This window comes from Stenotrophomonas sp. 62841_Sma, assembly GCF_056482945.1.
Genome location: NZ_CM151224.1, coordinates 2,014,802 through 2,035,283, shown reverse-complemented (window position 1 = coordinate 2,035,283; position 20,482 = coordinate 2,014,802). Strand labels below are relative to the sequence as shown.

Below are 20,482 nucleotides of genomic sequence, written 5' to 3'. Positions count from 1 at the left end.
TTACCCTGCCTTCCGCGCCGGCTCGGCGTCGATCGAATGACGGCTGGTCTTGTACGGCAGGCCCAGATGCGCGCGCAGGGTCTGCCCTTCCAGTTCACGCTGGTGGTAGCCGCGTGCCTGCAGGATCGGCAGCACCTGGGTCACGAAATCGTCCAGCCCTTCGCGCTGTGCCGCGAAACCAAGGATGAAGCCGTCGCTGGCACCGGCGTCGAACCAACGGATCAGCTCGTCGGCCACATGTTCCGGCGTACCGATGAAATTCGGTCGCGGGCTCACCGCTTCCAACGCCACCTGGCGCAGGCTCAGGCCCTTCTCACGTGCATCCTGCTTGATGCGGTCGGTGGTGGAACGGAACGAATTGCTGCCGATGTCACCCAGCTCGGGGAACGGCGCGTCCGGATCGTACTGGCTGAAATCGTGGTGGTCGAAGAAGCGCCCCAGGTACGCCAGTGCATCCTCCAGCGTGGCCAGCGCAGCAATCGCCTGGTACTTGGCTTCAGCCTCCTCCGCGGTGCGGCCGACGATGGGGCCGATGCCCGGGAAGATCTTCACGTCATTGCCGCTGCGGCCGTGGGCGATCGCCGAGTTCTTCACCTTCTGGGTGAACGCGCGGGTCTCCTCCAGCGATGGCGAATGGGTGAACACCGCATCGGCGTACTTTCCGGCCAGCGCGATGCCATCGTCGGACGACCCGGCCTGGAAGATCACCGGCTGCCCCTGTGGCGAACGCTGGATGTTGAGCGGCCCTTCCACCTGGAAAAAGCGGCCCTTGTGGTCGAGGCGGCGGAACTTGTCCGGCGCGAAGAACGTGCCGCTGTCGCGCTCACGCACGAAGGCATCGTCGTCCCAGGAATCCCACAGCCCTTGCACTACGTCCAGGTACTCGTCGGCGATCTGGTAGCGCAGCGCGTGCTCCGGGTGCGGGCGACCGTAGTTGCGCCCCGAACCCTCCAGCGGCGACGTCACCACGTTCCACCCCGCACGACCGCCGCTGAGCAGGTCCAGCGAAGCGAACTGCCGGGCCACGGTAAACGGGTCGCTGTAGGAGGTCGACAGCGTGCCCGCCAGGCCGATCTTCTTCGTCGCCGTGGCCAGCGCCGACAGCAGCGAGATCGGCTCGAAGCGATTGAGGAAGTGCGGGATCGACTTCTCGTTGATGTACAGGCCGTCGGCTACGAAGCCGAAGGCGATGCCGTTGTCCTCGGCGGTACGCGCGATGTCGATGTAGAACTGCAGGTTGACGCTGGCATCGGCCGGATTGGAGGGATGCTTCCAGGCATGCATGTGGCTGCCAGGACCCTGCAGCATGATGCCAAACGGAATGTGGCGCGGGGTCGTGCTCATGGGAATCGCTCCTGCAGGTCAGGCCACCACCGCGCGCGGCGCGGGCGACAGCAGTTCAAGGGATGTAAGACGCGCGTCGAGGTCGGCCACCGGCGCATCGAGAACGAACTCGCCCACACCGAAACGCCGGTGCAGTGCGTCCAGTTCGTCACGCACGTGCTGCGCATCACCGGACAACACGCTTGGGCGCGTTTCCTCGATGCGGAAGTCGGCCACGCCCACCTGCCGCGCATACTCGGCAGCTGCTTCGGGGCTGGGCAGGTTCACCGTCTGCCCGGGACCGAGGTGCAGCTTGTAGACGCGCAGCGCACCGATATGACGCGCTGCGGCTTCGGCAGTTGGGGCGGCGAACGCCACCGTGGCCAGCAGCGGCGGCTGCGTAGAAACGGTGCGGTAGGCATCGAACGCGGCCTCGATATGCTTCGGGTCACCATCGAAGTGCGCGGCGTAGACGAAGCGCCAGCCGAGCTCGGCCGCCTGCTGCGCGCTCTGCGGGCTGGCCCCGAGCAGGAAGCGCTCCGGTGCCTGCTGCGGAACCGGCCGAGCCTGTGCCCCGGTGTCGGCGCCGGACAGATAACCTTCCAGGTCGCGCAGTTGCTGGTCGAAGTCGGCGAACGCCGGACGCCCGGCCGCCAGCGCCGCGGTCGAGGCCGGCAGGCCACCGGGGGCCTTGCCCACACCCAGATCCACACGCCCGGGCGCCAGCGCCGACAGCAGGTTGAAGTTCTCCGCCACCTTGTACGGCGCGTAGTGGCGCAGCATCACCCCACCACTGCCGATGCGGATGCGCCGGGTCTGCGCCAGCACCCACGCAGCCAGCACTTCCGGTGCAGGGCTGGCCAGCGTCGGCGCAGCGTGGTGCTCGGCAAACCAGTAGCGGTGGTAGCCTAGCTGCTCGGCGCGCTGCGCCAGCTGCAGGCTGTTGCGCAGCGCCTGCTCCGGCGAGGCACCTTCGGCCACCGGGCTCTTGTCCAGCACGCTGATCTGATAGCTCATGGTCACGTCCTCGCTCAGGGGTGGGCCACGGGAATGCCGAGCAAGCCGTTCAACGCGGCCAGGATCGGCTCTGCACCGGAGATGTACTGGCGGTCCTGGTGCGCGCCACTGGCCAGTTCGCTGCGCACGCCCTGCGGCAACACCAGCTTCGGCAGCGACTGGTCCTGCTCGCCGATCTCGGCAATCACCTCGCGGCGCGGCCGCGCGAAACCGATGCGGCGCACGTCCAGCTGCGCGTCCAGGCCATCGATGCTCGATAGCGCGCCCTCCAGCAACAGGCTGTGCCGGCAGAAAAAGCGCTGGCCGGGAATCTGGCCGTCCTCGAATTCACGGTCGAGCAGGAACAGGATGGGTTTGCTAGCTGCGTCGAAAGTCACAGGGGTCGTCCTCATCGGGGCCGGCAATGCGATGCCGCTTCGATATCGATGCTAGAGATGCCAGCAGCCGCAGCAGCGACGGCTGGCGACAATCGGCGGTCAGATCCGGCCACGCAGATGCGGCGTAGCCATAAGCAAAGCGCCGCCGGTTATGGCGTCAGGCAATACGTCGCAGCGGCGCCGCTACCGTCAGCGCCTGCGCCTGCGTGGCCAAGTGCCCGGCCGCACGCTCGGTCGCCAGTTCGATGCGCGCCTGCAGGGCCGCGCTGCTGATGTGCTCGCCTTCGAAGTCGGCGGACGTGGCATACACCCCGATCGGCAGCGTGTGCGCCTGCAGGAAACTGAACAACGGCCGCAGCTGGTGGTCGATCACCAGCGCATGGCGCTCGCTGCCGCCGGTCGCTGCCAGCAGTACCGGCACATCCACCAGCGCCTCCAGCCCGATGAAGTCGACCAGGTGCTTGAACAACCCGGGATACGAGCCGCGATACACCGGCGCGGCCACCACCAGCAGCTCCGCCGCTTCGATGGTCTGCAGTGCCCGTTCCACCGTCGGCTCCGCATCGCCACGCGACAGCGACTGGCCCAGCGAACGCGCGATCGGCGCCAGCTCCACCAGTTCAACGCTGGCGTGCACCCGCTGCTGCAGCGAGTCCAGCAGATGCCGCGCCAGCAACAACGTGCGCGACGTCGCCGAGCTGGTCGGCGACCCCACCAATGCAACCACCCTCAATGCAGAAGACATGAAACGCTCCCGTGTAGAGCCGAGCCATGCTCGGCTGCCCTTCGCTTTTGTAGAGTCGAGCCATGCTCGACTGCTTCCCACCTCAGAACCGGTAACTGACCCGGCCAAACCAATACGCACCCACATTGCTCAGCACATCGCCGCTGTCCCACGTGGTCTCGATACTCGCCACATCGGTGGCACTACGCGCGTACTCCGGCACCTTGCGGGTGCGCTTGTCGAACACGTTGTTGATGCCCAGCGCCGCACTCCAGCCCGCGCCCAGCTCCACGCCACCGGAAAGATTGGTCACCAGCACCGGCGGCTGCCTGTACTCCACGCCGTTGTTCAGGCGCTTGATCGGGCCGTAGTAGGTGAAGTCCAGATTCGAGCGCCAGCGCCCGTTCTGCCAGCCCAGCCCCGCCACCTGCGTGTAGCTGGGCGTGCGGAAGCGCAGCGCATACTCGCTGGATCTGGTCAGCAGGTTGATGTTCGGCAGGCCCTGCAGCGCCGCCGGAATGCCACTGACTTTCTGGATGGTGGTGCGGCCGACGTTGGCCGCGTAACTCCAGCGCAGCTTGCCCCACTCGGTTTCCTGGTTCGCCTCCAGGGTCATCTCCACACCGCGTGTACGGGTATTACCCACGTTGGTGAAGTAGCTGGCGTAGAACGCATCACCCGGCAGGATGCTGATGCCGGCCGAACCCAGCAGCGCATCGATGGTGTTCTTCTGCGCCGCGCTCAGCACCGTGCCGCTGTTGTCGGTGACGCGCGCCGGATCCTGCGCGTTGTAGCCGATCTGGCTGGACTGGCCGAGCTGGCCGCGGATGTCGATCTGATAGGCATCCACCGCCAGATGGAACGCCGGGCTCGGGTCCCAGGTCACGCCCAGGCTGTAGTTGGTGGCCTTTTCCGGCTTCAGCGGTGTGGCACCCAACGCAATCGCCGCGGGCGAAGACACCTGCGCCACCAGCGTGGTCCCGCACGGGCAACTGCCGGTGGCCTGGTAGAACTGCGCACCCAGACTGGGCGCGTGGAAGCCATTGCTGACCGTGGCGCGCACACCCAGCGCGTCGGTGAAGTCGAAGCGCGTGGTCAGGCGGCCGGTAGAGACACTGCCGAAATCGGAATGGTCTTCCCAGCGCGCGGCCGCATCCAGGTACCAGCGTGAGGTGATATTGGTGGCCGCACCCACGTACACCGCCTTGCTGTTGCGGGTCGCCTTCACCGCGTCGGCGGTGGAATAGCCGACGAAGGCTGCAGCGCCGAAGCCGGTGTAAGACTCCCACTGCCCCGCGCCACGCTCATACTGTTCATGCTGGTATTCGGCGCCTGCGCTCACTTCCAGCGGCGAAGCGAATGCCGCCACCTCGAAGCCACGGCGCAGGTCCAGATTGGCGATGCCCTGCTGGTAGTCCAGCTTGCCGTCATAGAAATCAGTGGGCGAACCGGGATACGGCAGCGAGTAGTTCACCGAGTTGCGCGTATAGGTACGTACCGTGCTGCGGTTGCCGGTCAAGCTGGCGTCGTAATCCCAGCCCGCGATCTGGCCTTTTACCCCGGCCGTACCGGTGTACTGCTTCTCCTTGGTTTCCAGCACCGGCAGGAAGCCGTCAGGAAACACGCTCAGCACGCCGGGAGCCCTGTAAGTGGTGAAGATGGTCGCCGGCAGACGGAAATTCTGGATCGCCTGTGCGGTGCGGTCACTGGCCGTAGCATTGGCATAAAACTGCGCGCTCTCACCCAGGCCATGGCCCACGTTCACCGCGAAGGCCTTCAACGCATACGACGGCGAGCTGAGGATGGTGTTGGCCTCGGCATCGCGGTTGGCCTCGGCCGGGTTCGGCGCAGCACCCGCTGGCAAACGATTATTCGGCCGCAGCGCCACCAGATTGCCGCTGCCATCCACGGCGGGGTAGCTCAGGTAGCCGTCGATGTAGCGACGGGTACGGATCGCATGATGCTGGCGGGTGGTCTCGCCGGACAGGTTGATGAAGCCATCCTGGCCCCAAGGCAGGCCGACGTTGGCGCGCACGCTGGTTCGCGAACCATCACCATCGGTGCTCTGCCCGCTCTCCACCGACACATCACCACCGTGCGCCTGCGACTTCAGGATCACGTTGACCACGCCGGTGATCGCGTCCGAGCCGTAGATGGCGGAGGCACCATCACGCAGCACTTCCACATGGTCGATGGCCGAGACCGGAATCAACGCCAGGTCCGCCCACGCATGTCCGGGGAAGCCGCCCCCATTGGCACCGCTCACATAGGCACTGGCATTGCGGCGCTTGCCGTTGACCAGCACCAGGGTGTAACCCGGCGACAGATTGCGCAGCTGGTAGCCGCGGATCAGGCTTTCCTGGTCGCTCTGGTAGCCGCCGATCTGGCTCAGCGACGGCAGGCTGCGCTGCAGCGCTTCCAGCAGGTTGCCCTGCCCGGTAGCAGCGAGGTCCTCGGCGGAAATCACATCGATGGGCGTGGAGCTGTTCTTCACCGTGCGCGTGCTGGTGCGTGAGCCGGTGACCACCACCGCATCCAGCGTGGAGGCTGCCACGTTGGCAGTGGCTGCAGTGGCTGCAGTGGTGGCAGGGTCCGCATCTGCTTCCGCCGCATGGCTGGGCGAAGCAGCGAGGACGGCGGCGATCAGGACAGCTAGAGTGCTCAGGACTGGGGCGTAGGCGGCAGGCATGGGGGCTCGTGGGGGTGGGCCGGAAACACGCTTCCATTCAAGGGCCTGTTCACCCACCGCGACAGGCGGGATCGCGTCACCCAGCCGTAACATCCGGCCACCCACATGACCGCTGGTAATGACGTTAGGCAGCAGCGCCGGTGCGCTGCTCTCTGTAGAGCCAAGCCCATGCTTGGCTCAATGCCAGACGAAGCCCATTCAATTGAGCCACAAAGAGCAGCCGAGCATGGCGCGGCTCTACATGCTCCACCGGCATCACCTCATGCCCGCGCACCACTCTGCGCCACGCACCACCACCCGTAGCATCAGGCCATGCACAGCCCTTCCGCCGATCCCGCCGCACCACTCGTCGCCATCGTCGCCTGCCACGGCCAGGGGCTGTTCGAGTTCGGCTGTGCGGTCGGCCTGTTCGCACCGATACGGCCTGAACTGGGCGTGGCCTGGTACCGCACCCAGCTGTGCGCGGGCGAACCCGGAGCGCTGCGCATGCTCGGCAGCACCCAGGTGCAGATGCCCTACGATCTAAGGAGCGTCGATGACGCCGACATCATCGTCATCCCCGGTTGGCGCGAGCCCAGCGAACGTCCGCCGCAGGCCCTGCTCGATGCACTGATCCGTGCCCACGCACGCGGCGCACGCATCGCGTCGATCTGCTCCGGTGCGTTCGTGCTGGCCTGGGCCGGGCTGCTCGATGGCCGCGAGGCCACCACTCACTGGCGCCTCACCGAAGCGCTGGCACGCGAGTTCCCACGCATCGATGTGCGCGAGGATGTGCTGTACGTGGACACCGGCAGCATCATCACCTCGGCCGGATCGGCCACCGGCATGGACATGATGCTGCACATGGTGCGCAAGGATTACGGCGCGCGCGTGGCTAATCTGGTGGCCGAGCGATTGGTGTTGGCACCTTGGCGTGATGCCGGGCGCAGCCAGCGCGTCAGCCGGGCCATCCCCAACGGCGAGCCCACGCGGTTGGCGAAGCTGATGGAGTGGATGCGCCGTAACCTGCGCGAGCCGCACTCGCTAGGCAGCCTCGCCGAGCAGGCCGCGCTCAGCCAACGCACCCTGCAGCGGCAGTTCCTGGAAGCCACCGGCCTGTCGCCCATCGATTGGCTGATCCGCGAGCGCGTGACCTTCGCGCGTGAGCTGCTGGAAACCACCGACCGGCCACTGCAGTGGATTGCCGAGCAGGCCGGCTTTGGTTCACAGGAGTCGTTCCGTCGGCACTTCCGTGGCCAGGTCGATGCCAGCCCCACCGAGTACCGCAGCCAGCATCGCAACGGCATCAGTGCGGACCGCCTGGTCGGCTGCTGAGCCCCGGCCCCCCTGTCCCCGCTCCCGGCCTTTCCACGCAGGCACCTGCGCTGCAAGATAGGGGCATGCCCCGCACTGCCGACGGACCGGTGATGACCGACAGCCCCTACAGGACCTACCGCGTCGGAATCGGCGTATCGCTGCTGTTGGCGGCACTGATCGCCACGCTCTCGTTGATTGCCGTGGCCACCCCCAACCTGGGTTGGGGCGTCGTGGCGCTGGCCACCATCGCGATCTGGGTCGCCGTCCCGTTGCTGCTGGTGCTCGTGCTGGCCTGGCTGCGCTACATGGTGCGCCAGCGCGGGCAGGTACCGGGCCGCATACACCTGCTGATGTTCGTGCCAACCGCCGCCGCCATGCTCATCATTCCACTGTGGCACGTCCTGCAAGGCAGTGTGGACAGCCTGGCCGGCGGCTCACGTGCGTCCATCGCCGAGCTGCACGTCAACCTCAGCGGGCAACCCCTTTGGCTGGACACCTCGCCGTATGCATCCACCGGTTCTGGCGCTGGCCCGGACCTGCCCATGCAGGACGACCTGCCCGAGCGGTTCATGGCCTTCCACCGCTACCCCAACCCGCAGTCCGATGCAGACAGGGGGTTCCCATATGAAGATGCGCGCCTGAAGCCCTCCGTCGACCACTACCGCTACACCACACCGTCTGGAGATCGCGCCGTCACCGATGTGCCGCTGGTCCGTCGGCCGTACCCCGAGCTTGCGTCATTCAATGCGGCCTGGCGACGCGCGGGTACACCCGAGCTCGTGCATATCTACTACCACTACAGCGATCACGTAGAGGTCGCGCCCGCACTCGCACGCCTCAGTGGCTTCACCACCGATGATCTGGAGCGTAGCCGCTTCGAAGGCCTGACGCTGTTCAAGATCCACAACTACAGCAGTGCGCCCATCCTTCGGGTGGAAATCAATGGCCTCACACTGGACATCGGCGACGGGGCCATCGCGAACATCCCGGAAGCGCCCCGGGATTGCACGGCCTACGGCTACCCGGTCAGCGCCGCGCTGTTGCCACTCAACCTGCCCCTGCAGGTACGCTGGCAGACTGCAGACGCGCCGACGCGGTGGCACAGCGCGCGCGTGCAGGTGCCCGCGTTCCGGCAGCCGCAGCCACTGCAGGGGCAATCCACATTGCAGCGCGTCCTGCTGTACATGCTGCCCGATGACGCGCTGGCCGCCGAACGCTACGCCGAAGTGTTTGACGGCGATTCGCGGCGCGGCATCAAGGCCACTGGCCTGCCAGCCAGCGCTGCCACCTACGCGGTGTGTGGCAGCGCCAGGGCAACCTATGGCGAAGGAGCGGGTACCGTGCTGGCCGACTGATCCGCGGCGTTGCCGGCGCGCTCCCCTCCACGCTGACGCGCGCTCAGTCCTCCTGCACCAGCTTGAACTCGCGCAGCAGGCCACCGATCTGGGTCTTGTCCAGCTTGTTCATCAGCAGGTTGCGCAGGAACGCAGGCCCGGGAATATCCAGCTCCTTGCCATCGCGCAGGCGACCGGTGGCGGCCAGCAGCGAGCGCACGTCATAGGTGGAATTGAACACCTCGGGCACACCGCGCTCGATCCCAAGCAGTGTGTACACCGCTTCCATCGGTGTGCGCACCGAATACTCGGTGGTGAAGATACAGTCGCGCTGCTTCGATTCGGCGAACTGTCCGATGAAGGCGAAGTTCACCGCACCCTCCGGCACCACGTCCGGGCGATCACCGGCCTGGCGTGGCATGAAGAACGCGGTGATGTACGGCATCATCACCGGCACCGTTTTCGCGCCGGTCGCGGCCAATTCGTCGATTTCTTCCACCGGCACGCCCAGGTGGTACAGCCACTCACGGGTGATCTCCTCGCCGGTGCAATCCTGCATCGGCTTCTTTACGTAATCGCCGGGCGTATCCACGAACAGCGAGTACACCCAGACCACGATCTGGTCCTTGGGCTGGTTCTTGAAATGCGGCTGGCGGTTCACGGTCCAGCTCATCAACCAGCGCGAATCGCGCACACTGACGATGCCGCCGGTCACCACCTTGCCACTGAACGGGTCACGCTTGGCGATCTTCTGGATGTAGGCCGGGATGCGTGCGTCCAGCGTCGTCACCGTCGCCGACTCCCACTTGGTCTGCGGGATATGCGCGCCGAACACGTCCGGACGCCCGAACGCAGGATCCCTGGCGGCAATGCGTCGCCACAGGTCCCAGGCAGGCGCCGACCCCTCATTCAAACGCGCAGCCGTGTGGTGGTCGCCGTTGTCCGAGTTCTCGGTCAACGAACCGATCGTCATGAAAACAAGGTCATCCGCGCTCAGATCCACGCCACCGGCCACGCCCTCGCGCGTCCAGTGGATGCGCGTGGCCTGCTTGCGGCCGGCCGCCAGATCGAAGTCGACGTCGGTCACCTCGGTGCCGTACTGGAACACCACGCCGTGGTCCTGCAGCCACTTCACCAGCGGCAGCACCAGCGATTCGTACTGGTTGTACTTGGTGAACTTCAGCGCCGAGAAATCCGGCAGGCCGCCAATGTGGTGGATGAAGCGGTGCAGGTACAGCTTCATCTCCAGCGCCGAATGCCATTCCTCGAAGGCGAACATGGTGCGCCAGTACAGCCAGAAGTTGCTGTCCAGGAAGTCGCGGCCCAGCACCTCGTCGATGCGCTTGTTCTCCATCTCCTGCCGGGTGGCCAGGAACAGCGCGATGATGTCCTTCTGCGCTTGCTCGCTCAGCGTGAACAGGCCGTCGGTGTGCGCATCTTCGCCGCGATTGATCGTGGCACGCTGCAGCGAATAGTTCGGATCATCCTTGTTCAACCAGTAGAACTCGTCCAGCACACTGGCATCTTCAATCTCCAGCGACGGAATCGAGCGGAACAGATCCCACAGGCACTCGAAGTGGTCTTCCATCTCGCGGCCGCCGCGGATCACGAAGCCCTTCTCCGGCACCTTCAGGCCATCCAGCGCGCCGCCGGGAATCTGCTGCTGCTCGAGAATGGTGATGCGCTCACCGGCCATGCGGCCATCGCGCACCAGGAACGCGGCGCCGGCCAGCGAGGCCAGGCCCGAACCGACGAACCAAGCCCGCTTGCCATCGACACCGGCGGGCTTGCGCGGGCGCGCGAAGGCTTCGTAGTTGCCACTGCTGTAGTACATGCGTTGCTCCTTCCTGGAGGGGGTCATCAGGAACCCGCAGTGGAATGACACAGCCATTCCATGCAGGTCATGCCCCTACTCTAGCGCCGAACCGATGTACCGTTTCCTGCACACAGGCTGCGACCCAGTGACGCAGCCACGTCAGAGCTGTCGCCCCAGCAGCATGCCCGGCCAGCCATCCACAGTGAACGGCGCGATGCGCGTGTAGCCGCAGGACTCATAGAAGCGCACCAGATCACCGTTGCCACCGCCGTAGCAGTCCACACGCAGATGGTCGAGCCCGGCAACGCGCGCCTGCTCATCGGCAAAGGCCATCAGGCGCCGGCCGATACCACGCACGCGGGCGTCACGCGATGCCACCAGTACCCGCACATACAGTTCCGAGCCAGTGGGCGCAGGCACGTAGGGCATCGACTCGCCCAGCGCAAGGAACGCGCGCACCACGCCGTGCTCGTTATGGGCAACCCATGCACCGGGCAGCGCGCAGGCATCGGTCACCTGGGTGATCCGGCGCGGCATCGTCGACCATGGCTCACTGCCCCATTGCTGCAGGTTGCCGATCGACACGAACCATTCGATGACTTCGTCGAAGAGCATCAGCACCGCAGGGGCATCGTCTACGTTGGCGCGGCGGATGTTCAAGATCTCCTTTCCAGCTTCAGTCATGCCTGCACTCCTTGACGTCCCGTAGATCCAGTAGTGCCAGGCCATGCCTGGCAGGTGCCCAGTGTATTGATCCAGCCCCCCGTCCACCGGATTTGACATGCAGGCATTTGCCTGCCTATAGTCCACCCAAGGACGGCGCCTGTCCGCCCACGCGAGGAACCTGCAATGGTCGATATCGCACACAGGGTCGGCATCAAGGCCCCTGCAAGCCAGGTGTACCAGGCTCTGGCCACCCCCGAAGGCGTCGCCGCCTGGTGGGCTGAAGACACCCATGGCGACCGCGTGGCCGGCGGGACGGTCAAGGTTCGCTTCACGAACAACGGCCAGGAAATCGGCGCCATGGAAATGAAACTTGAGCAGCTTGTTCCAGGCGAGCTCGTGCTTTGGCGGTTCCTCGCCGGCCCAGCCGAATGGATCGGCACCCACGCGCGCTTTGTGCTGAAACAGGAAGATGTCTACTGCATCGTGCTGTTCACCCATGAAGGCTGGAAAGAGCGCGTCGAGTTCACCTCCCACTGCAGCACCAAGTGGGCGGTGTTCCTGATGAGCCTGAAGGCGCTGCTGGAAACCGGCAAGGGCCAGCCCAACCCACACGACGTCAGGATCGATAACTGGAATTGAAGACATTCCCATGGCGGTAGACAACGCGCGCAACACAGACAAGGTCTTCAAGGCACTGGCCGACCCCACGCGCAGGACGCTGCTGGATCTGCTCTGCGAAGACAACGGGCAGACGCTCGGCCAGCTGTGCGAGCACCTGGACATGGCCCGGCAATCGGTCACCCAGCACCTGGGCCTGCTGGAAGACGCCAACCTGATCAGCACCGTGCGCCGTGGCCGCGAGAAGCTGCACTTCATCAACCCGGTGCCCCTGCACGAGGTCTACGAGCGCTGGGTACGCAAGTTCGAGCAGCAGCGCCTGAGCCTGCTGCATGACCTGAAACGAGAACTGGAAGGAGAATGACGATGTCCGCAGAGTCCACCCGCTTCATCCACGTGATCTACATCGCCTCCACCCCGCAGAAGGTGTTCGAGGCCATCACCCGCCCCGAGATCGCCAGCCGCTACTGGGGCCACGAAAACGTCTCGGACTGGAAGCCCGGCTCGCGCTGGCAGCATGTACGTGCCAACGAAACGCGCTCGGTAGAACTGGTTGGCGAAGTGGTGGAAAGCACCCCACCCTCGCGACTGGTCATCACCTGGGTCGCCGCCTCGCAGGCCGAAAACCCGGATGCCTACAGCCGCGTCACCTTCGATATCGTGCCCTACCAGGACATGGTGCGACTGACCGTCACCCATGACGAACTGGAACCGGGCAGCGGCATGGATACCGGCATCCGCCAGGGCTGGCCGATCGTGCTGTCGAGCCTGAAGTCGTTGTTGGAGACCGGCAAGGGATTGGATGTGTTTGCGAAGCCGCAGTAAACGGCTGCGCCGGGACGACGCCGCAGGCGCCTTGGCTGCTGCGGCGTCGGCAATGCGGCCGATGCGGGTCCGCTAGCGTGCGGTCCAGCCACCATCGACCGGCAACGCCGTGCCGGTGATCTGCGCCGCCGCGTCCGAGGCCAGGAACACCACCACCTCGCCCAGCTGCTCGGGCGTCACGAACTGCAACGACGGCTGTTTTTCAGCCAGCAGCGCACGCGCAGCGGTCTCCTGATCCGTGCCCTCGCGCTCGGCCAACGCGGTGATCTGCTGCTCGACCAGCGCCGTCCGCACCCAGCCCGGGCAGATCGCATTGGCGGTGATGCCGGTGCCCGCGTTCTCCAGCGCGGTCACCTTGGTGAATCCAACCACGCCGTGCTTGGCCGCCACGTAGGCCGACTTGTTCACCGAGCCCACCAACCCGTGCACCGACGCAATGTTGATGATGCGGCCGGCGCCCTGCTGCTTCATGTGGGGCACGGCCGCCGCCGTGGCATGAAACACCGCCGACAAATTCAGCGCGATGATCGCATCCCACTTCTCTATGGGGAATTCCTCGATCGACGCGGTGTGCTGGATGCCTGCGTTATTCACCAGGATGTCGATGCGCCCCATCGTCGCAACGGCGTGGGCGATCATTCCGCGCACCGCCTCGCCACGGGACAGGTCGGCACCGTCATGCGCCACGCGAACACCGAACTCGGTTTCCAGGTTGGTACGGATGCGTTCGATCTCCGCCGCATCGCCAAAGCCATTCAGCACGATATCGGCGCCTTGCCGCGCCAGCGCCGTAGCGATGCCAAGACCAATACCGCTGGTGGAGCCGGTAACCACCGCAACCTTTCCAGAGAACATGGGTGAGCTTCCAAGGGGCGTAAGTAGGCAGTGTAGCCCTCTGGATCCACCGCACGCTTGGATCAGTAGATCCACGCCATGCGTGGATGCTGCCCCTCGGCAAAAATCCACATCCCCCCTATATTCACCCCAATCCACCCATGGATGGCCCGATGAACCTCTGCAAGGCCCTGCTGCCCGCCGTTGTTGCCGCGCTGCTCGTCCCCGCCACCAGCCTGGCCGCGCTGCCGGCACAAACGGCCACATCGCTCACCACCGGTAGCGTGCGGCTGGACATTGCCAGCGGCCGCGTCGAAGGCGATGTCTGCGTGTCCAACCGCCCTGCCGAATCGATGGGCTCGTTCGTGCTCAACGCCGGCCTGAATGTCGCACGGGTCACCGATGGCGATGGCGCGCCGCTGGACTTCGAAGGCTGGTACGACCCCGGCGTGGATGGCGAGGCGCGCGTGTACACCGTGGCCAAGCCACCCACCACGCTCTGCGTGCAGTATGTGGGCGCCTTCCCGGTCTACGCCCGGCACGATGCCCCAACCGACTTCAAAGGCCTGATGGCCTTCAACGGCGACAGCGCCCGCTTCACCGAACAGTCCGCGTGGCTGCCGCAGGCGTTCGAACCCAAGGCCCGCGTGCGCAGCAGCGAAAGCCGCTACGACCTGCAGGTGGACTGCAGCGGCTGCCGGTTCCTGTATCTCAACGGCAGCCCGGCCATTGAAGACGCGCAGGGGCGATTCCGCAGCGACAGCGCGCGGCCGATCCTGCTGTTCGGCGGCAGCGGCCCGATCACACGCACCGCGCAGGTCACGATCCTCAATGAGACCCTGCCCCCGGCCAAGGTCGATGCACTGTCCAGCACGGTGCAGAAGATAGCCGACGTGCACAGCCGCTACATGGGCGTACCGCTGGCCGACCGCCCCACCTTCCTGCGCATGGTCACGCTCGACCAGATCGAGCGCGACCGCGAAGGCAGCGAATGGGGCTTTGCCACCTGGCCGACCATCGCCATGAGCGGCAGCATCGGCAACGCGGCTGATTCACTGCTGGCCGGTGGCGAGAAGGCCGAGCGGCGCGTGCAGTACATCGCGCACGAAATGGGCCATTACTATTTCGGCACACTGAACCATCCGCAGGGGCCGTATTTCTGGGTGCTGCTGGAGTCCAGCGCCGAGTTCCTGTCGATCAAGGCGCTGCGTGAGATCAGTGGCGATGCCGCGGCCGATCGCTATATTGCGCGACTGCAATCGGCCATCGACACGCAGGACAAGCCGCTGCCAGCATTCGATGCCATCGACAGCAACTCCGATCTGGGCGAGATGTATCGCTACGTCTATGCCCCCTTGCTGTTGCTCTCGCTGGAGAAACAGGTGGGCGAAGCGAAGATGCAGGCCTTCATGCGCGGGCTGCTGGCCGCGCCGTCGCCGAGGAACTGGGCCGAGCTGCAGACCATCGCACTGAAGGCCGGCATCGACGCCAAGGCCTGGGAGCGTTGGCGGGCCAGCTGTGTGGCAGGTGGCACACCGAGGTGCCGGTAGATCCACGCCACGCGTGGATTCACTCCCTCAACGCCCGCACAACTGAATCGCCCAGCTCCGTGTCCAAGGCAACCCGCCCCCTGGCCCCTCCATTTGCCAATCAGCGCCGCTGATGTCCCCGCGCAATCAGAAGAACAGACCCGCCTGATCCACAGTCGCCAGTGGATTGGCCTTCCGCACCGCCTCCAGGAACAGCAGGAAGTCGCGGTTGAACAGCGTCAGGTTGTTGGTAAACGTCACGCACTTTCTGCCCGATGCCTTGCTGAAGCACACCTGCCAGACATAGCGCCCGTAGATCTTGTCGGACGTTCGTGTGACTGAGGTGATCTGCGAAAGCGGAACCGCCGTGGGCACCGGCCCACGTCGCAGGTAGAAGGATTCTGTATCAAAGAAATAGTGCTCGCGATCCTCTTTGCCATCCACCATCACCAAGGTCATGGACTTGCCAGAAATCCGGCGAGGGGGATCCAAACGCAGCCCTGATCCCAATGCAGAACGCGCGGTCGCTGACATTCGCCGAATGGGTGAACCAGAGGATCACCAACGGAAGTGCCGCGAGGACAATGAAGCCTACGGTCTTCAAAACAGTTTCCAGCGTGCTGGGCACACAGATCTCCAGGATGAACTTTCAGGCGATGCCCAAGTAGATCCACGCCACGCGTGGATGACTCTCCCTCAACGCCCCATCACTTCCAATGATCCGGCCCCAGGAACGGCAGGCTCAACACAAACACCGGAACCGCCACAGGCACCAACGCCGCGCCCAGCACCTTCCCAACCGCCGTCCCAACACCCGGCTTGTCCTCCCGCTCCGGCAGGATCCGCTGCGCCCGCGCACTGATCGGCTGCGCCAGCTTCCCCTTCTCCACCAGCGCAGCGGCATCCGGCAACTTCACCCGCTCGCCATCGCCCTCGAACAGCGCGCTGTAATAGCTGCCGCCCTTCTTTGAAAGATTGCAGGCCCGATCAAACGCCAGCGCATAACGGCTCCGGTCCTGCGGCAGGTAGTAGCGCGCCCGCTCATCCACATACTTCGCCTCGCGCGGTAGTACTTCAATCCGCTCCAGCTTGAACTGCATGGCCTGTTCCGCCGTCACCTGCTCCGGCCGCAGCAGCAGCGCATAGCTACCGTGCACCTTGGCCTTGTTGGCCGGGTCGCGCCAGTCTTCATGGAAGTACATCTGCGCGCAGGCCACCGCCTCGCGCAGCGGGCTGTCCATCAGCGCCCGGTACTCGCGGAACGGCGCGGCATTGAAACGCATCGGCTCTTCAAAGCGCGGCAGCAGGTACAGCTGGCCGTCGTCGGCCACGAACGCACCCGTGATCTCGCGGCTTGAGGCGTGCTCCTCCGGGCCACTGGCGCAGCCAGACAGCAGGCCAAAGCACAGGGCGGAGAGAATGAAAAAAGACGTTCGCATGTCGTGTTCGAGGGCTTCCCTGGGAAAACGGCTCCGCCCGGAAGGACGAGGCCAGCCCATCATGGTGCCACGGCACCGCATGCGATGCAGAGCCCGCCCTACTTCAACCGCTCCACCAACCGCTGCCCCACCTCCAACGCCGAAGCCGGGTTCTGCCCGGTAATCAGCTCGCGGTCCACCACCACATGTCCGTTCCACGGCGTGGTATTGCTGCTGAACTTCGCCCCCGCCCGCTGCAACGCGGTCTGCGGGTAGAACTTCATCTCACCGCCGCCCAGCAGCGGCTTGGCCTGCTCTTCTTCCTGGTTGCTGATCACCGTCATCTGGTAGCCGCTGTAGATCCACTTCGGCGTGGCCGGTATCGCACCCGCGTCCAGCTTAGCCACGAAACCCGCAGCATCCGGCAGCGTAGACAGCAGAGCGATCGGCCCGTGGCAGACCAGCGCGGTGGTCTTGTTGCGCTGGTGGAAGTCGGCCAGCAGCCGGCCCAGCGCCGGGCTCTTCAGCAGGTCCTGCATCGGCGCGTGCCCGCCGGGAATGTAGACCGCATCAAACCGCGCGTAGCCCTGCTGCTCCGCGCGCGCCAGGCTGACCACCGGCGAGGCCGTCGGCGAGGTCAGTGCCAGCTTCTCCAGCAGGTCCTTGTGCAGCGTCAGCCGCGCGGCATCGTTGCCGAAGTACGCCGGCGTCACCGAGGACGCATCCACCGTCGGCGCCCGCCCCTGCGGCGTGGCGAAGGTCACCTCGTGGCCCGCGTCCAGCAGCAGCTTGACCGGCTGCATCAGCTCGTTGAGATAGAAGCCGGTGGACAGCACCTTGCCGTCCTTCAGGTCCAGGTGGTTTTCGTCGGACAGCACCACCAGCACGTTGGCGGCATGCGCGCCGCTGGCGGCCAGGGTCAGGACCAGCGCTGCGGCCAGCCGGGTCATCAGGTTCATGGGGAACTCCTATCGGGGAATGGCGGCCACTTTATTCATCGCCCCAGCGGCGATAAATTGGCACCATCGCAAAACATCTGTTCCCAGGAGAGCCAAATGAGCCGTAAGTTCGACTACCTGGGCGATGTGGAGGTGTTCCTGGCGGTGGTCGAGCACGGCTCGTTCACGGCCGGCGCGGTGGCGCTGTCCACCACGCCCTCGGTGCTGAGCCGCGCGGTCACCCGCCTGGAAGCGCGACTGGGCCGGCAGCTGCTGCAGCGGACCACCCGCCGCGTGGGCCTGACCGACGCCGGGCGGCTCTATCTGGAACAGGTGCGCACCGCCTTCGGCCTGCTGGACGACGCCGAGCGCGACGTACTGGCCCAGGACGGTGCGCTGGCCGGCCGCGTGCGCCTGAGCGTGCCCACCACCTATGGCCACTACCGGCTGCCGCCCGTGCTGGCGCGCTTTGCGCAACAGTACCCGCAGGTGCAGGTGGAACTGAACATCACCAACCGCAACGTGGACCTGGTGGCCGAGGGCTTCGATCTGGCCATCCGCCTGGGCCAGCTGCCGGACAGCGGTCTGGTCGCGCGAAAGCTGGAAGACGCCCCACTGCTGCTGGTTGCCGCGCCGGACTACCTCCAGCGCCGCGGCACGCCGCAGACGCTGGACGACCTGCAGCAGCACCTGTGCTTGCCGTTTGTGATGCCGCGCACCGGACGGCTGGCGCCGTGGGCGTTCCGCCACGACGGGCGCGACGTGGACTGGCTGCCGCGTTCGTCCATCGAGACCTCCGACGATGTGCTGGGCGTGGTGTCGCTGGCCGAACAGGGCATCGGCATCTGCCAGAGCTATGCGTTCATCGTGCGCGAGCGATTGCAGCGTGGGGAGCTGGTGGAAGTGCTGCCCCAGCTGCGGGGACGGTCGCGGCCGTTCTCGGTGATCTATGCGCCGCATCGGCGGCAGTCGGCGGCGGCGCGGGCGATGATTGAGTTGTTGGTGGGGAATGCGGGGCCTACTGAGGATGGCGTCGGTTGAGGTCGCGAGGTTCGCTGGCGGTGTCGGCTTTGAACCGCTTTTCGGGATGTGCGGCTGATCGCTCGCCGTTGCTTGGCGCGGCGGACTAAGAACTGTTGCAAAGAAGGCTGTCGCGCTATTCGCTTGTGGCATGGGCGATTGCGCCAGTTTGATTCGCTATCAGCAGAGCATCTGCACGAATGCGTCTGATGGCGTCGCGTGCTGCACGAATGGTGCGTGCAACAATAGCTATCCGCTCTCGGATTCCGCGATTCCTTCGCGAATTTCTATTGGCATTCGAAGCGGCTGCGTAAACACCATGGCGCGCCACCGACAACGGGTGGCCGGGCCTGCAAACCCGAACTGTTAGTTGTTTACGCTTACCCGTCGGCACCGTCCTTAACCGGTGCCGGCGGGTAATCCGTCGGCCTTTCTGGCGGGCGGTGCGTGGGGGTCTTCGGGCCCGCCGGGTACTGACAACTGACGTCCGGTTTGCAGCCACGCACCGTCCGCCACCCGCTTACGCGGTGGCGCTGTTAAGCACAGCCACGGAAGCCGACGCCATGAACGAATCCGACACCTTCTCTTCGTACACCGTTGTTGAGCCCATCAACGATGAGACTCCCCTGCCCGACCTGAACTCCCTCCTCGGCATCCTCAAGCGCATGCGCGGCTGCGAAGGTGCAGATGGGCACCCCTGGCCGGAGAACGACGTATCACCCGGCCGCCGCGTGAGCCTGTCGAGGACCGAGCGGGCATTGGTGGGACTGCTGACAGTGCTGGAGGTGCTGCACTCGGCGGACCGCTGTCGGGTGGCAGCGGAGCCGGAGCGGCATCTGGACGAGGGTGTGGTTGATGGATTGTTTTTGGCTTGCCGGGGGTTGGTTGAGTGGGCGTGCCACGAGGTTAGGCCGGAGTGATGTCTCTGCGCTCCCGCAGAACGTCATCACCTCATTCAGAATTTTTGCCCTCATTTCCGGAAAACGTTGTCTCTGTGCCAAGCCAGGTATGGGAGATGTCCAGGATTCAGGAATCTCAATTTCTGTCCATTCGAAATTGAAAAATATCTCAATACTTCAGTATCTAGAGCTGATGAACACAAAATCCCCCCTTCCTGCGAGAAGCTGATCAGGCCCGCGTCAAACATTGCGTCAAGATGAACGGAAAGAAGTAGCCCGTTAAACGGGTCCAAGCGTTCACTATCACAGGCCAGGGACCATGGCTTAGCATGGCTTGCGCGAAGCAACTGCGAAGGAAAGGCGATGCCACTGACGGCGCAGCGCCCTTCCCACAAGTCGATTAGTGCCTCACGGAAGACTTCCTGGCCAACTCGCTGCCGAACTTCACGGGTGCGCTCAGTCTCGGGAATCGCCGCCAGCCGCGACTCAACTCGCGCCGAAAGCACCGGTGTTGGATGCTCTTGAAGCGAATGCAACACACGCAGTGCATCGTACAATTGCATCGCACTGCGCGCGAGACCGACACCCATCATGCTTGGAGGAGTCGTTGCGGCAGTAGCCTCTAGACCAATCCGCTGCGCCATGGCGGGGTCGGTCATTGCCAGTAACACACCATCGCCGGAAGCTCGAACCAGAACCTGACCTAAGCCTCCGCTCACAGTGGCAGCGACCCATTCATTGTCGACTGATTTCAGGAGATCATAGCCGGCATCCGCTAAAGCCTTAGAAACCAAGGTGGGAAGCGAGAGAATTTTATCCGATTGCCTTGGAGGCGGAGCTCCAGCTCGAATCGCCATAAATTTGACTTCTGGAGAGGCACCCCAACCATGGATGGCGTTGTGATGAAAGCGATACAGGCCCCTTCGTTTCGCGTTATCAAGCAACCAGACGCTGCGCCCACGCGAGAATACATCGACAACCAGGTCGGCCATCGTCACAACTGGTATGGCGCCCTCGATCAGGTTTGATCCACCGGACACCCAGAAAGCAGTGCTCCCGTGATGCTGGGAATAGCGCACCCACGGATACAAGCGCCCTCCATCCTTGTGGATGAACCACAAAGAGTCGTCAATCAAACTGCGTTCCACCAATTTCTCCG

Annotated in this window: 20 protein-coding genes; 8 read left to right on the top strand and 12 right to left on the bottom strand. The window is 64.8% G+C overall.

From position 1 onward, the window contains the following. The 5 genes from ACZK5G_RS09555 to ACZK5G_RS09535 all read right to left on the bottom strand — a co-directional run bounded on the left by ACZK5G_RS09555 (position 1) and on the right by ACZK5G_RS09535 (position 6,130). The gene (locus ACZK5G_RS09555; RefSeq protein WP_478466159.1) at positions 1 to 1,344 is read right to left on the bottom strand and encodes an LLM class flavin-dependent oxidoreductase; all 1,344 of its coding nucleotides are present in this window, start codon (positions 1,342 to 1,344) and stop codon (positions 1 to 3) included. An 18-nt stretch (positions 1,345 to 1,362) separates the two neighbouring features. Then, a complete protein-coding gene (locus ACZK5G_RS09550; protein WP_478466157.1) occupies positions 1,363 to 2,340 on the bottom strand; it encodes an MsnO8 family LLM class oxidoreductase in 978 nt (325 codons plus the stop codon). Positions 2,341 to 2,354: 14 nt separating this feature from the next. Continuing rightward, positions 2,355 to 2,732: a DUF3088 family protein gene (locus ACZK5G_RS09545; RefSeq protein WP_219626372.1), complete on the bottom strand. Its 378-nt coding sequence runs from the start codon at positions 2,730 to 2,732 to the stop codon at positions 2,355 to 2,357. A 142-nt stretch (positions 2,733 to 2,874) separates the two neighbouring features. Continuing rightward, the gene (msuE, locus tag ACZK5G_RS09540) at positions 2,875 to 3,462 is read right to left on the bottom strand and encodes an FMN reductase (RefSeq protein WP_478466155.1); all 588 of its coding nucleotides are present in this window, start codon (positions 3,460 to 3,462) and stop codon (positions 2,875 to 2,877) included. Positions 3,463 to 3,544: 82 nt separating this feature from the next. Continuing rightward, on the bottom strand, positions 3,545 to 6,130 hold the full coding sequence (locus ACZK5G_RS09535) for a TonB-dependent receptor plug domain-containing protein (protein WP_478466154.1): 2,586 nt from the start codon (positions 6,128 to 6,130) through the stop codon (positions 3,545 to 3,547). Positions 6,131 to 6,442: 312 nt separating this feature from the next. Here ACZK5G_RS09535 and ftrA point away from each other — a divergent pair, with 312 nt between their 5' ends. Next, entirely contained in the window at positions 6,443 to 7,444 is a 1,002-nt protein-coding gene (gene ftrA, locus ACZK5G_RS09530) for a transcriptional regulator FtrA (RefSeq protein WP_478466153.1), read from the top strand. Positions 7,445 to 7,509: 65 nt separating this feature from the next. After that, a complete protein-coding gene (locus tag ACZK5G_RS09525) occupies positions 7,510 to 8,781 on the top strand; it encodes a hypothetical protein (protein ID WP_478466152.1) in 1,272 nt (423 codons plus the stop codon). A 43-nt stretch (positions 8,782 to 8,824) separates the two neighbouring features. On the opposite strand, the gene ACZK5G_RS09520 is transcribed toward ACZK5G_RS09525, so the two are convergent. Both ACZK5G_RS09520 and ACZK5G_RS09515 read right to left on the bottom strand, forming a co-directional pair. Continuing rightward, positions 8,825 to 10,594: an oleate hydratase gene (locus tag ACZK5G_RS09520; RefSeq protein WP_478466151.1), complete on the bottom strand. Its 1,770-nt coding sequence runs from the start codon at positions 10,592 to 10,594 to the stop codon at positions 8,825 to 8,827. Positions 10,595 to 10,735: 141 nt separating this feature from the next. Next, positions 10,736 to 11,260 carry a GNAT family N-acetyltransferase gene (locus tag ACZK5G_RS09515; RefSeq protein WP_478466150.1) on the bottom strand — a complete coding sequence of 175 codons (525 nt, stop codon included), beginning with the start codon at positions 11,258 to 11,260 and terminating at the stop codon, positions 10,736 to 10,738. A gap of 165 nt (positions 11,261 to 11,425) precedes the next feature. On the opposite strand from ACZK5G_RS09515, the gene ACZK5G_RS09510 reads away from it, so the two are divergent. Genes ACZK5G_RS09510 through ACZK5G_RS09500 form a run of 3 tightly spaced genes read left to right on the top strand, consistent with a single transcriptional unit; the run spans position 11,426 to position 12,685 of the window. Then, complete coding sequence (locus tag ACZK5G_RS09510; protein WP_478466148.1) at positions 11,426 to 11,881, top strand: SRPBCC family protein; 456 nt, start codon at positions 11,426 to 11,428, stop codon at positions 11,879 to 11,881. A gap of 10 nt (positions 11,882 to 11,891) precedes the next feature. Further along, the gene (locus ACZK5G_RS09505) at positions 11,892 to 12,224 is read left to right on the top strand and encodes an ArsR/SmtB family transcription factor (protein WP_049399064.1); all 333 of its coding nucleotides are present in this window, start codon (positions 11,892 to 11,894) and stop codon (positions 12,222 to 12,224) included. Positions 12,225 to 12,226: 2 nt separating this feature from the next. Then, positions 12,227 to 12,685, top strand: a complete 459-nt coding sequence (locus tag ACZK5G_RS09500) for an SRPBCC family protein (protein ID WP_478466146.1) — start codon at positions 12,227 to 12,229, stop codon at positions 12,683 to 12,685. Between the two features lie 72 nt (positions 12,686 to 12,757). Here ACZK5G_RS09500 and ACZK5G_RS09495 read toward each other — a convergent pair whose 3' ends face one another. Then, entirely contained in the window at positions 12,758 to 13,540 is a 783-nt protein-coding gene (locus ACZK5G_RS09495) for a 3-hydroxybutyrate dehydrogenase (RefSeq protein WP_478466144.1), read from the bottom strand. Positions 13,541 to 13,692: 152 nt separating this feature from the next. Between ACZK5G_RS09495 and ACZK5G_RS09490 the strand changes: the two genes are divergently transcribed. Further along, positions 13,693 to 15,069, top strand: a complete 1,377-nt coding sequence (locus ACZK5G_RS09490) for a M1 aminopeptidase family protein (protein ID WP_478466143.1) — start codon at positions 13,693 to 13,695, stop codon at positions 15,067 to 15,069. Positions 15,070 to 15,195: 126 nt separating this feature from the next. Here the strand turns inward: ACZK5G_RS09490 and ACZK5G_RS09485 are convergent, their stop codons facing one another. The 3 genes from ACZK5G_RS09485 to ACZK5G_RS09475 all read right to left on the bottom strand — a co-directional run bounded on the left by ACZK5G_RS09485 (position 15,196) and on the right by ACZK5G_RS09475 (position 17,425). Then, positions 15,196 to 15,507: a hypothetical protein gene (locus ACZK5G_RS09485; protein WP_478466141.1), complete on the bottom strand. Its 312-nt coding sequence runs from the start codon at positions 15,505 to 15,507 to the stop codon at positions 15,196 to 15,198. Between the two features lie 248 nt (positions 15,508 to 15,755). Then, entirely contained in the window at positions 15,756 to 16,487 is a 732-nt protein-coding gene (locus ACZK5G_RS09480; protein ID WP_478466140.1) for a hypothetical protein, read from the bottom strand. A 98-nt stretch (positions 16,488 to 16,585) separates the two neighbouring features. Then, positions 16,586 to 17,425: a type 1 glutamine amidotransferase domain-containing protein gene (locus ACZK5G_RS09475; protein ID WP_478466139.1), complete on the bottom strand. Its 840-nt coding sequence runs from the start codon at positions 17,423 to 17,425 to the stop codon at positions 16,586 to 16,588. A gap of 96 nt (positions 17,426 to 17,521) precedes the next feature. On the opposite strand from ACZK5G_RS09475, the gene ACZK5G_RS09470 reads away from it, so the two are divergent. Further along, positions 17,522 to 18,445, top strand: a complete 924-nt coding sequence (locus ACZK5G_RS09470; RefSeq protein ID WP_478466138.1) for a LysR family transcriptional regulator — start codon at positions 17,522 to 17,524, stop codon at positions 18,443 to 18,445. Positions 18,446 to 18,987: 542 nt separating this feature from the next. Beyond that, positions 18,988 to 19,344 carry a hypothetical protein gene (locus ACZK5G_RS09465; RefSeq protein WP_478466136.1) on the top strand — a complete coding sequence of 119 codons (357 nt, stop codon included), beginning with the start codon at positions 18,988 to 18,990 and terminating at the stop codon, positions 19,342 to 19,344. Positions 19,345 to 19,394: 50 nt separating this feature from the next. Here ACZK5G_RS09465 and ACZK5G_RS09460 read toward each other — a convergent pair whose 3' ends face one another. Then, complete coding sequence (locus ACZK5G_RS09460; RefSeq protein ID WP_478466134.1) at positions 19,395 to 20,471, bottom strand: HNH endonuclease; 1,077 nt, start codon at positions 20,469 to 20,471, stop codon at positions 19,395 to 19,397. Between the last annotated feature and the right edge of the window lie 11 nt (positions 20,472 to 20,482).

What these genes read in the sequence shown, in the direction of transcription:
- ACZK5G_RS09550 (WP_478466157.1), bottom strand. Translation starts at nt 2,340, where the DNA reads ATGAGCTATCAGATCAGCGTGCTGGACAAGAGCCCGGTGGCCGAAGGT.
- ACZK5G_RS09485 (WP_478466141.1), bottom strand. Translation starts at nt 15,507, where the DNA reads ATGACCTTGGTGATGGTGGATGGCAAAGAGGATCGCGAGCACTATTTC.
- ACZK5G_RS09555 (WP_478466159.1), bottom strand. Translation starts at nt 1,344, where the DNA reads ATGAGCACGACCCCGCGCCACATTCCGTTTGGCATCATGCTGCAGGGT.
- ACZK5G_RS09465 (WP_478466136.1), top strand. Translation starts at nt 18,988, where the DNA reads ATGAACGAATCCGACACCTTCTCTTCGTACACCGTTGTTGAGCCCATC.
- ACZK5G_RS09535 (WP_478466154.1), bottom strand. Translation starts at nt 6,130, where the DNA reads ATGCCTGCCGCCTACGCCCCAGTCCTGAGCACTCTAGCTGTCCTGATC.
- ACZK5G_RS09495 (WP_478466144.1), bottom strand. Translation starts at nt 13,540, where the DNA reads ATGTTCTCTGGAAAGGTTGCGGTGGTTACCGGCTCCACCAGCGGTATT.
- ACZK5G_RS09505 (WP_049399064.1), top strand. Translation starts at nt 11,892, where the DNA reads ATGGCGGTAGACAACGCGCGCAACACAGACAAGGTCTTCAAGGCACTG.
- ACZK5G_RS09525 (WP_478466152.1), top strand. Translation starts at nt 7,510, where the DNA reads ATGCCCCGCACTGCCGACGGACCGGTGATGACCGACAGCCCCTACAGG.
- ACZK5G_RS09510 (WP_478466148.1), top strand. Translation starts at nt 11,426, where the DNA reads ATGGTCGATATCGCACACAGGGTCGGCATCAAGGCCCCTGCAAGCCAG.
- msuE (WP_478466155.1), bottom strand. Translation starts at nt 3,462, where the DNA reads ATGTCTTCTGCATTGAGGGTGGTTGCATTGGTGGGGTCGCCGACCAGC.
- ACZK5G_RS09490 (WP_478466143.1), top strand. Translation starts at nt 13,693, where the DNA reads ATGAACCTCTGCAAGGCCCTGCTGCCCGCCGTTGTTGCCGCGCTGCTC.
- ACZK5G_RS09520 (WP_478466151.1), bottom strand. Translation starts at nt 10,594, where the DNA reads ATGTACTACAGCAGTGGCAACTACGAAGCCTTCGCGCGCCCGCGCAAG.
- ftrA (WP_478466153.1), top strand. Translation starts at nt 6,443, where the DNA reads ATGCACAGCCCTTCCGCCGATCCCGCCGCACCACTCGTCGCCATCGTC.
- ACZK5G_RS09500 (WP_478466146.1), top strand. Translation starts at nt 12,227, where the DNA reads ATGTCCGCAGAGTCCACCCGCTTCATCCACGTGATCTACATCGCCTCC.
- ACZK5G_RS09470 (WP_478466138.1), top strand. Translation starts at nt 17,522, where the DNA reads ATGAGCCGTAAGTTCGACTACCTGGGCGATGTGGAGGTGTTCCTGGCG.
- ACZK5G_RS09545 (WP_219626372.1), bottom strand. Translation starts at nt 2,732, where the DNA reads ATGAGGACGACCCCTGTGACTTTCGACGCAGCTAGCAAACCCATCCTG.
- ACZK5G_RS09480 (WP_478466140.1), bottom strand. Translation starts at nt 16,487, where the DNA reads ATGCGAACGTCTTTTTTCATTCTCTCCGCCCTGTGCTTTGGCCTGCTG.
- ACZK5G_RS09475 (WP_478466139.1), bottom strand. Translation starts at nt 17,425, where the DNA reads ATGAACCTGATGACCCGGCTGGCCGCAGCGCTGGTCCTGACCCTGGCC.
- ACZK5G_RS09515 (WP_478466150.1), bottom strand. Translation starts at nt 11,260, where the DNA reads ATGACTGAAGCTGGAAAGGAGATCTTGAACATCCGCCGCGCCAACGTA.